8 protein-coding genes and 1 tRNA gene are annotated in these 10558 nt (G+C 62.9%); 6 read left to right on the top strand and 3 right to left on the bottom strand.

Annotated features, from left to right (window positions below):
• Positions 1 to 15: 15 nt before the first annotated feature.
• Positions 16 to 1338 (bottom strand): ABC transporter substrate-binding protein, encoded by a 1323-nt coding sequence (locus ACNSN4_RS09705; protein ID WP_418285619.1) that lies wholly within the window; start codon positions 1336 to 1338, stop codon positions 16 to 18.
• 220 nt (positions 1339 to 1558) lie between these two features.
• Here ACNSN4_RS09705 and ACNSN4_RS09700 point away from each other — a divergent pair, with 220 nt between their 5' ends.
• Positions 1559 to 3157: an aldehyde dehydrogenase family protein gene (locus ACNSN4_RS09700; RefSeq protein ID WP_418285618.1), complete on the top strand. Its 1599-nt coding sequence runs from the start codon at positions 1559 to 1561 to the stop codon at positions 3155 to 3157.
• Between the two features lie 47 nt (positions 3158 to 3204).
• Positions 3205 to 3867: a DUF3179 domain-containing (seleno)protein gene (locus ACNSN4_RS09695; RefSeq protein WP_418286356.1), complete on the top strand. Its 663-nt coding sequence runs from the start codon at positions 3205 to 3207 to the stop codon at positions 3865 to 3867.
• Between the two features lie 161 nt (positions 3868 to 4028).
• On the opposite strand, the gene ACNSN4_RS09690 is transcribed toward ACNSN4_RS09695, so the two are convergent.
• Entirely contained in the window at positions 4029 to 4763 is a 735-nt protein-coding gene (locus ACNSN4_RS09690) for a helix-turn-helix domain-containing protein (RefSeq protein WP_418285617.1), read from the bottom strand.
• A gap of 89 nt (positions 4764 to 4852) precedes the next feature.
• On the opposite strand from ACNSN4_RS09690, the gene ACNSN4_RS09685 reads away from it, so the two are divergent.
• Together ACNSN4_RS09685 and ACNSN4_RS09680 are read left to right on the top strand one after the other, a co-directional pair.
• On the top strand, positions 4853 to 5965 hold the full coding sequence (locus ACNSN4_RS09685) for an MBL fold metallo-hydrolase (RefSeq protein WP_418285616.1): 1113 nt from the start codon (positions 4853 to 4855) through the stop codon (positions 5963 to 5965).
• Positions 5966 to 5969: 4 nt separating this feature from the next.
• Entirely contained in the window at positions 5970 to 7259 is a 1290-nt protein-coding gene (locus ACNSN4_RS09680; RefSeq protein WP_418285615.1) for an MFS transporter, read from the top strand.
• Between the two features lie 439 nt (positions 7260 to 7698).
• Here the strand turns inward: ACNSN4_RS09680 and ACNSN4_RS09675 are convergent.
• Positions 7699 to 7771: transfer RNA gene (locus tag ACNSN4_RS09675), tRNA-Arg, on the bottom strand.
• A gap of 368 nt (positions 7772 to 8139) precedes the next feature.
• On the opposite strand from ACNSN4_RS09675, the gene rimI reads away from it, so the two are divergent.
• Positions 8140 to 8613 (top strand): ribosomal protein S18-alanine N-acetyltransferase, encoded by a 474-nt coding sequence (gene rimI / locus ACNSN4_RS09670; RefSeq protein ID WP_418285614.1) that lies wholly within the window; start codon positions 8140 to 8142, stop codon positions 8611 to 8613.
• Positions 8614 to 8708: 95 nt separating this feature from the next.
• Entirely contained in the window at positions 8709 to 10508 is a 1800-nt protein-coding gene (pepF, locus tag ACNSN4_RS09665; RefSeq protein ID WP_418285613.1) for an oligoendopeptidase F, read from the top strand.
• Positions 10509 to 10558: the final 50 nt, after the last annotated feature.

Genomic DNA, 10558 nt, shown 5'->3' with positions numbered 1-10558 from the left:
ATGTGTAAACGGCGTTCACACGCCCGTCGGCAGGTCCGAGTCGCCGAGCGCGTCCGCGATCTCCTCCGGCGAAGCGTCGTACACGGTCACCGGGTCGAGGACGTTGCTGTCGTACTCCTCGTCGTAGCGAACCTCGCCCCAGATCGAGGGGACGGTCGCCTGATTCGTCCGCTCGTTGAACTGATAGTCGCCGACCGGGCCGGAGTGCTCCATCCCGTCGAAGGCGTCGATCAAGTCGTCGGGGTCGGTTCCCCCGGTCGACTCGATGACTTCCCTGTACAGGTAGACGGCGCGATACGCGCCCTCGGCGTTGTACGTCGGGAGGGTGTCGTACTCGTCGAGGTAGCGGTCGCGGAAGGAGTTGTTCGTCGAGTTATCCGGCACGAACGGGTCGTATCGGGTCGACGCGAACTCGCCCTCCGGGAGGGGACTCCCGTCGGTCGGGAGGTCCGTCCCCATACCGACGCTGAACAGGGTGTGATCGATCTGTTCGAACCAGCCAGCCTCGTCGGCCTGGCTGAGGAACGTCGTGAGGTCTGCACCCCACAGCGGGGTGATAACGCCGTCGGGCTCTTGGTTGAGGATCGAGTTGATGTACGGCGTGTAGTCGCTGGACGCCAGCGGCGGGTACTGCTCGGCCGTGAACTCGGCGTCGACGCCGAGTCCCTCACAGAAGTCGCGGAAGTAGTCCCACGTCTCGTAGCCGAACGCGTAGTCGGGGCCGATCGTCGCCCACTCCTCGGCGTCGAGCTCCGCCGCGGTTCGGGCCGCGCCGTACATGTCCTGCGTGAGGTTGTTCGAGCACCGGAACATGTAGTCGTTGCCGACGGAGTTCTCGTGTTCGCCTGCCGGCGACGTGATGTACGGCGTCGCGGCGTGGGTGACCATGTACGGCATCCCGATCTCGGCCGCCTGCGGCGCGACCGCCTGCGCGACACCGCTGGAGTCGAGCCCGAACAGCCCGTCGACGTCGTCCTCCTCGACGAGGCTGCGCATCTGTCGGATCGCCGTCTCGGAGTCGCCCTCGGTGTCTCGCGAGATGATCTCGAGGTCCTGTCCGTTGATCCCGCCGTTGTCGTTGATCTCTTGTTCTGCGAGGTCGAACCCGCGTTCGGCCTCCTCGCCGTACAGCGAGGCGAATCCGGAGAGGATGTACGTCGCGCCCAGCCGCACCACGTCGTCGTCGCCCCCTGCACAGCCGGCCAACGCGACGGTCGCACCGGCACCGGCGGCCTGCAGGAATCGCCGCCTGGCGACGGGCGATGAACTTTCCGAACCGCTCTCGTTTACCCGCTCGTGGTTACGCTTGTTTTCTGTTTCCGAACCTGAAGTTACCATTGTTAACGATTATCCGTGCGCGTCCGCCCCATATAAACATGCGGGTCAATACCACGCGACGAGGCACCGGTGCGACACGGGCTCCGTTTCGGGCGCCAGCACCCGGTGTCACGGGCGTCATCGAGCAAAATAGACGGGTACGAGGAGCAAGGGCGCCCGTAAATTGATTTCATACTGTCACTTGCCACACTATATCATACCGGCACTCGTAGTAGAGTTCATGGAATCAGAACCCTTCGAAAACGAGCAGACCGTATTCACACAGCAACGAGACGAGACGATGGACGAGTTCCATCGTTCCTACGACCGGGCCATTGAAACGCTCAAAACGACACTCGGGGGCACTCACTCGTTGCGTATCGACGGTCAGCCAGTGGAGACTGACGACCACTTCACGGTCACCAGTCCGGGAGATACCAGCCTCGAAATCGGGAGGTTTGCCGATGGGACAGCCGACGCCGTCGACCGCGCTGTCACGGCCGCGAGCGACACCTTCGACGAGTGGCGGGGGACCCACTGGAGTGAACGGGCGGAGATCGCTCGAGAGGCGGCGGATCGAATGAGCGACCGGAAGTACGAACTCGCCGCGGTACTGACGCTCGAAAACGGGAAGAACCGAACCGAGGCGATGGCCGACATCGACGAGGGGATCGACTTCCTGCGTTTTTATAGCCGTGAACTCGAACGGAACGGCGGATACGTTCTCGACACGGGAGAGCCGACACCCCGACAGCACTGCACCAATCACCTCGAACCGTTCGGCGTCTTCGGTGTCGTCGGACCGTTCAACTTCCCGTTCGCCATCTTCTCCGGCATGACCATGGGAGCGGTGCTTACCGGCAACACCGTCGTAGCGAAGCCAGCGAGTACGACACCGTTAATCGCACACGAGATCGTAAACGTCCTCTCCGAAGCGGGGCTTCCCGACGGAGTCGTCAACCTCGTCACGGGCGGTGGACGTGCTGTCGGCCAGCCACTCGTCGAACATCAAGCGGTAGACGGCGTGGTTTTCACTGGGTCTCGGGACGTCGGCCGGACCATCCAGCAGACGTTTTTCGAGCAAGAAAAAAACGGCCCGGTGATCGCAGAGTTGGGTGGCAAGAATCCGGTCATCGTCACGGCGAACGCGGACCTACAGAAGGCGGTTTCCGGAGTCAAAAACGGCGCGTTCGGGTTTAGCGGGCAGAAGTGTTCGGCAACGGCGCGGGTGTACGTCGAGGAAGGCGTCGTCGATCAGTTCACTCAGCGGCTGGTGAGCGAAACGGAAGCGCTGCCGATTCAACCACCGGAACACGAAGACGCGTTTCTCGCCCCGCTTATCGACGAGAGTGCGGAGGAACGGTATCGAAGTATTTGCGACGCGGCACGCGAAGAGGGAACGGTTCTGACGGGTAGAAACACCGTCGCGTCGGCTGACCTTCCGGACGGACGGTACGTCGAGCCCACCGTTGTAACCGATATCCCGCACGGTCACGAGTTGGCCCGCGAAGAGCACTTCCTCCCGTTCGTAACGATCCACCCGGTATCTGATCTGGACGAAGCCATCACGAAGGCGAACGAGAGCGAGTACGGACTGTGTGCCGGACTGTTTTCCGAAGACGAGAGCGAAGTGACAGAGTGGTTTGAGCGGATCGAATCGGGGATGTGTTACGTTAATCGCCATCAGAGCGCGACGACCGGCGCACTCGTCCAGGCACAACCGTTCGGTGGCTGGAAATCGTCCGGAACAACGAGCAAATTTGCCGGCGGGTACTGGTACCTCCCCCAGTTCATGCGCGAACAGACTCGTACTGTCGTCGGCGAGGTCGGTCGGCAGTAGCTCTCCACTCTGCGTTCCCAAACTGCTAACTCCGCGGATCGGTCGATCTGTGCCCTTCACAGTGGAAATTCCGGGTAGATACGCCGAGCCTCCGGACGGTTGTTTCGAGACAGTGGAAGCAGTCCACCGGGGAGTGCATCCCGGGCGAGCTCGCCGGCGAACGACTCCGAGTCCGGCCGGGGCCGATGACGACGTGTGCGGCCTTTCGCGAGGCTCATCCCGACGGAGTTGTCCTCCAGCCGGAATCCGACGGATCGGCCGCCGCGAGCGGGTACGACTCCTCGGGCTACGAGGCGTACGAGGAGCGCGAGGCGTTCGGTCTCCGCGGGATGCGCGGCGAGGGTCCGGAGCGCGAGTGGGATCGCGATGACCTCGACCCGACGACGGTCGTCCTCGGCGTGACGCCGGTCGATGGTGGTGCGCTCGGCTTCCCGCTACCCGTTGTTGAGGCGGCTGGCGGTGTCACGGAAGCGACGGTGGGAGAGACCGATGTCGTGGTTCTTGCACCTACTGATGGCCTTCACGCCTTCGAGCGACCCGCCTTCGAGCTCCGGATGGAGGACGGAACGGTCCGCGGGGACGGCGCGACGTGGGCTCCCGCGACGGGCGAGAGCAGCGACGGACGCCGGCTCCGACGGGTACGGACACGCCGCCTCTACGCGTTCGCGTGGCAGGACGACCACGGGCCTGACGCGTTCTCTTTCGATTGATCTGCTTCCCAGCCACTCCCGCATTCCCTTCGCTGATTCCGGAGCTATAGCGGACCGAGCGACCTGGTTGGTGGTGTCCCAAGACGTCGCTCATCTCGTTGGGAGCCCGATAGCATTGCTATCGGGGAGCCTAACTGATTGTCTGGCGAACTGATGACAGACTAGTCGGCGACTCGTTCGGTTCGTCGGGCCCGCTCTACTTGGAGCGGGTCGGCCGTCGATGTCGCGGTGACCAGTCGCAGGAGCTGTCCCGCGTTCGTGAGGAGTTTGTTCTCTGCTTTTCGGAGGTGTTCTTCGTACGTCGAGCGAGCGACAACCGTCTGATCGGCCAGGTCCCGGAGAGAGGTTTCTCGCGGTTGCTCGTAGTACCCGCGTTCCAGTGCTAACTGGAGTGCCGCTAACTGCCGGTCAGTGATGTCCTCGAACAGTTGATTCGCCGGAGCCAACATGCTGTGGGGAATCTGCTTCTCCGAAATCGACGTTTTCGAGAGCAGTTCGATCTCTCTGTCGGAGCGGAGATCTCCGAGCAGCTCCCGAATGTCTTCGCCGTCGAACGCGACCACCGTGTAGTGCTCCCAGCCTTGACGGTAGATCGTCGGCGACTGGTACAGGCAGTTGTGTTTCTCAAACCGGTCGATGATCGACTGTTCGAGTGAACACAGACAGGACTGCGTGACGATATGATACCCCCCGTTACCCTTCGATTCGTGCAGAACGGTTCCGAGTTGGTCAATGTCGTCACGCAGCTCGTCGGTCGGGGTCGTCTCTGACGTGATTTCCAGCACCTGGCAGTCGCTCAGCGGCCACTCACGGATGGTCAAGTCCGGATGCCGTTCCGAAATTTCCCGGTACGGACACTCGTGTTTAACCCGAATAGAGGCCTCGTACAAACTCATACTGATCATTTTGAGCTAATCGATTTTAACGGTGCCGGTCATGTCCGGCAGTGTTCATATACAGAGATACCTCGTATCGATAAACACCGATGCAGGAGATCTCGCCGGAAGCACTCAGTGAACAGGTACGTAATGGCGACGGCAAGCCACTCGTCCTCGATATTCGCCACCGAGAAGAGTTCGAAGAGTGGCGTGTTCCGGGTAGTATCAACGTCGATGTCTACGACGAATTGACCGATAGCCCTGAACGAGCCAAGGGGCCTCTTTCGGACCTTCCCCGTGAAGCGGAGATCGTTACGGTCTGCGCCGCAGGTGTCGTCTCGGAGACGGCGACGGAAGTGCTCCGAGAATTGGACTACGATGCGGTGACGCTCACCGACGGGATGAATGGCTGGAGCCGTGTGCACCGCCACGCAGAAGTACCAGTAAACCTCGACGGCACGCTCGTTCAGGTCGCACGCCCGGGGAAGGGCTGCCTCTCACACGTCCTCGTCTCAGCCGGTGAAGCCGCAGTCTTCGACCCCTCGCACTACCTCGATGAGTACGACGCGATTCTTGACGGGGACGACGCCGACCTCGTCGGTGTCTTCGACACCCACGCCCACGCTGACCACGTCTCGGGTGCTGCGGAGTTCGCGGGTCGTCACGACGTCCCGTACTATCTCCACCCGAAGGATGCGCTCGCCATCGATGCGACGCCGGTTGAGGACGGACAGACTGTCACGGTCGGCGGTCTCGATATCGAGGTTATTCACACACCGGGACACAGCGAAGGGAGCGTCTCGTTCGATATCGACGGTGCAGCGCTGATCACGGGCGATACGCTCTTTCACGAGAGCGTCGGGCGTGTCGAACTCGGCGTCGAAGCCGGTATCGAAGACTCCGACGTCGAACAGAACGCTGCGACGCTCTACGAGAGCCTGCAGCGGCTGCTGAACAGGCCGGACGACGCGGTTGTGCTGCCTGCACACGATCCTGGCTCGCCTGAACCGCCGGTGACGGCGACCCTCGCTGAGGTCACAGAACGGAATACGGATCTCGACCGCGGCCGCGCCGAGTTCGTCAGAGAACTCGCGTCGGATATCCCGGACCATCCCCCGAATTTCGAGCGCGTCAAGCGAACGAATGTCGGCCAGGAGTCGGTTCCCGCCGACGAGTTAGCTGAACTGGAGTTGGGTCCCAACAACTGCGCTGCCGAATAACCCCATGAGCACAGGAACTGAAATCAAACAGGGTATCCGCGAGCACCTCGGGCAGTTCTCGCTACACGTCCTGCTGGTGTTCGCCACCGGATTGACCATCGGGTCCGAACGGACCGTCGTCCCCGTTCTGGGAGAGGAAGTCCTCGGCGTCACGTCGTTCCTCGTTATCGGTTCGTTCGTCGTCTCGTTCGGGATCGTGAAGTCGATCCTCAATCTCTACGCTGGCAAATGGGGCGAGGAGTACGGCCGGAAGCCGGTTCTCGTCGCCGGATGGGCGACGGCACTCCCCCTACCGATCATCCTCATCTTCGCTCCGAGTTGGGGGTGGATCACGGTCGGAAACATCCTGCTGGGTATCAACCAAGCGTTGACGTGGAGTATGGCGATCAACGCGAAGATCGACCTCGCAGGACCCGACCAGCGCGGTCTCGCGGTCGGAATCGACGAGTCGTTCGGATACACTGGTGTCGCTGTCGGTGCGTGGCTCACTGGCGTCATCGCTGGGCAGTGGAGCCTCCGGCCCGAACCGTTCTACTTCCTCGCGATAGTCGTCGTGCTGGCGTTCCTCATCTCGATCTTCCTGATCAAAGAGACCGTCCAGTACGCCCAGGCCGAAGGCGGTGACGACCACCGCGACGCGAACTTGCCGTTCAACGAAGTGGTGAAGCGGGCGACCTACGGCGACAGAACGCTGTTCGCTGCCGCTCAAGCGGGCCACATCGAGAACTTCGTGGATACGCTGTTCTGGATCGCCGTCCCGCTGTATCTGGTGAGTCAGGGTCTCGGTATTGCGGCTGTCGGTGTCGTCGTCGGAATCCACAGCGCGATGTACTTCCTCCAGATCGCGACCGGTGGGCTCGCTGACCGTATTGGCCGCCGACCGCCCGTCATCTGGGGGATGTTCCTCGCGGGAGCCGGCGTCCTCGGAATGGTACTCGTAGAGGGATACCTCGCGTGGGCCGTCTTGGCCGCTGTCTCCGGCTTGGGAATGGCGTTACTGTATCCGAACCTGATGACTGTGCCGAGCGACGCTGCTCACCCGACGTGGCGGTCAGCGGGTATGGGTGTCTATCGAATGTGGCGTGACTCCGGCTACGCAGTCGGTGCAATCCTGATCGGAGTTTCGATGGAGTTCGTCAGCGCCGAAGCCGCATTCTACATGACTGCACTTCTCATGTTCATCTCCGGCGCGATCGTGTACGTCTGGATGGAAGAGACGCACCCAGACTTCGGGACGCACGAGCCGCCCGCCCCTGCGACGGAGCAACCAGCGAACACAGTCCCTCAAGACTAGTTCTGTATAGCGGCTGTGTCGATTGATCTGACCGTCCCTTATCAAGAGAAGACTGGTGGGTTATTCTCGCGATCGTCGGAATATCTTTTTGAACTGCTAGAACACGCACGGGTCTACGCAGGCCCTCACGGCTGATTCAATCACGAGCCGGAGAGTACAACTAGGTTCCTGGGCTGACTATAACCTGCTCTATTCAGTGGTTGAACCACGCTAGATTCGAGAGAGTCTTTCCACCCGCGAGAGCGGAATCGGTCAATCGGCGAGTGATCTTCTCTAGTGAGTCCAGTTTGGACGGACGCGAACCTCGCTGATACACCAGTGGACAGTCACCCATCAAACGAAAGCACGCGCCTCGCAGCACTCCGGCGTCTATCTCGCCGCAGTCATGCGAGTAGAACGATGCGGGCGCGACGGGATCCACGCGAGCGAAGCGAACGAACGGGCGCGACGGGATTTGAACCCGCGGCATCTTGGTCCGGAACCAAGTGCTCTGTCCGCTGAGCTACGCGCCCTCACAGCCGCGTACCCGCGGCGAGCGTTTAACGCTTCTGACTCGGGTTATTTCGTCGCCGCCAGTCGTCCCGAGATCGGCCCCAGAGATCGCGAACACGTCTTCCAGACGGGGTTCACCACCCGCGAAGACGCGACGAGTTACGGGCTCGATACCGTCCGAGAGGTCGTCGAATCACGCGGGCGGACCGTCGACGCTTGCCCCAACAGGACCGACGTTGAGGCGCCCGCGGGCGTGTCCGTACCGGAAGGCGCGTGTTTCGCGGTCCGTGCGCCCGGCTCCGAGGCGGTCGAGGCGTCCGCGCCGTGGGTCGACCGGTGAGAACGCTCGTCCCGTCGTGTTTATTTTGCCCGCGCACGAACCCGGCTCGTGACTCCTCTCGACGTGAGCGTGCGCCCGGTCGGGCGTGCCGATCTGCTCGAAGTGATACGCATCGAGCGGGCGTGCTTCGCGGACCCGTGGCCCTACGACGCCTTCGAGCGGCTGGTGGACGAACCCGGGTTCCTCGTCGCCGAGCGCGACGGTGCGGTCGTCGGCTACGTCGTCGCCGACCGGACCCCGAACCACGGGCGCGATATCGGCCACGTCAAGGACCTCGCGGTCCACCCAGACGCGCGGGGGGAGGGCATCGGTCGCACGCTCCTCCGCTCGTCGCTCGCGCGGCTCCGCGGGCTCGGCGTCGCTGTCGTCCGGCTCGAAGTTCGAGAGAGCAACGCACCCGCCCGCTCGCTGTACGCGAGCGAAGGGTTCGAGCCGATCCGACGCGTCTCGCGGTATTACCGCGACGGGGAGGACGCGATCGTGCTCATCGCCGACCTCGCGAAGTGGGCCGCTGGCGGGTAGCGAGTGTTCACCCCCGCCAGCAGATAGTCGACGCTCACCCCCGCCCGCTTTCCGGTTTTGACAAGGCTTAGTGTGCGAGGGTCCAACCTCTCGGTATGAGTTCGGTTCCCGAACGATCCGAGATTGAGGAGGCGTACAAGTGGGACCTCCAGAGCATCTACGTGGGCGACAACAGCTGGGAGACCGCCTACGAGGCGACCGCCGAGCGGATCGATGAGCTCCGCGCGTACGAGGGCCAAGCGACCGCGGACGCCGAGACGCTTCTCGAACTCCTCGAACTCCGCGAGGACATCTTCCGCGACCTCCAGCAGGTGATGACCTACGCGCAGCTCCGTAGCGCCGAGGACACCCGCAACCAGGAGTACCAGGCGATGTCGGCGAAGGCGTCGTCGCTCGGCTCGGAGGCGTCGAGTGCGATCTCGTATCTCGAACCCGAACTGCAGTCGCTCAGCGAGGCGGACGTGGAGGCGTTCATCGACGCGGAGCCCGCGCTCGCCGAGTACGAACACTACCTCGACGACGTGTTGCGAATGAAACCCCACACCCGTTCGGCGGAGGTCGAGGAGGTGCTCGCGGACCTCTCCGAGGTGACCGACGCGCCGAGCGAGATCTACTCGATGCTGACGAACGCCGACATGACCTACGGCGTCGTCGAGGACCCCGACGGCGAGACCGTCGAGATCAGTCAGGCGAACTTCACGAAGCTCCAGAAACACCCCGACCGCGAGTTCCGCCGCCGCGTCCACGAGACGTTCTACGACGAGTGGGAAGACGTTCGCAACACGGTCGGCACGAGCCTCGAAAAGGCCGTGCGCGAGCACGTGACGACCGCCGAGATCCGGGACTACGACTCCGCCCGAGCGGCCGCGCTCGACGGCTCGAACGTCCCGGTGGCGGTGTACGACACCCTCGTCGACACGGTCGACGAGAACCTCGACGTGCTCCACCGTCACGCTCGCCTGAAGGAGGCGGCCCTCGGCGTCGAGCAGCTGGAGAGCCACGACCTGTACATGTCACTGACGGGCGATCAAGGCCCTGATGTCGGGTACGAGCAGGCCCGCGAGTGGGTGATCGAGGCGGTCGCGCCGCTCGGCGAGGCGTACCAGGAACGGATGGCCGAGGGGATCGACTCGCGGTGGGTCGACGTGTACGAGAACCGCGGGAAGCGCTCCGGCGCGTTCTCCTCGGGGACCTACGACACGCAGCCGTTCATCATGATGAACTACCAGGACGACATCTCCTCGATGTACACGCTCGCACACGAACTGGGTCACTCGATGCACTCGGAGCTGGCCGGCGACGCCCAGCCGTGGCACGACGCGAGCTACGAGATCTTCGTCGCGGAGATCGCCTCCACGGTCAACGAGACCCTCCTTACTCACCACCTCCTCGATACGGTCGAGGACGACGAGCTGCGGACCCACGTGCTCGACGAGTACCTCGAACGGTTCCGCTCCACGCTGTTCCGTCAGACGATGTTCGCCGCGTTCGAACAGCGGATCCACGAGCGCGTGGAGGCCGACGAGGCGCTCACGCCCGACGCGTTCGACGAGATGTACGCCGACCTCAAGGGCGACTACTACGAGCCCGCCGAGCTCACGGGCGGTATCGAGCGCGAGTGGCAGCGCATCCCGCACTTCTACTACGACTTCTACGTCTACCAGTACGCGACCGGCATCTCCGCCGCCGCGGCGATCGTCGAGCGCGTCCTCGACGAGGGCGAATCGGCGGCCGCCGACTACCGCGAGATGCTCGCCGCCGGCGGCTCCGACTACCCGCTCGCCGTCGTCGAACGAGCCGGTATCGACATGGCCTCGCCGGACCCGATCGAGTCCGCCGTCGGGATCTACGACGAGTACCTCGACGAGGTCGCGACGCTACTCGATCTGGAGTAGACCGCCCAGGGGTGTACTGACGTTTATTTATGATTTGAGTTGCGGTGGCG

Origin of the sequence: Halorubrum marinum, from assembly GCF_048381195.1 — an archaeon.
In the GTDB taxonomy this organism is placed as follows: domain Archaea; phylum Halobacteriota; class Halobacteria; order Halobacteriales; family Haloferacaceae; genus Halorubrum.
Note: the sequence above shows the minus strand (reverse complement) of the source record. Positions and strands in the feature narration are given on the sequence as shown.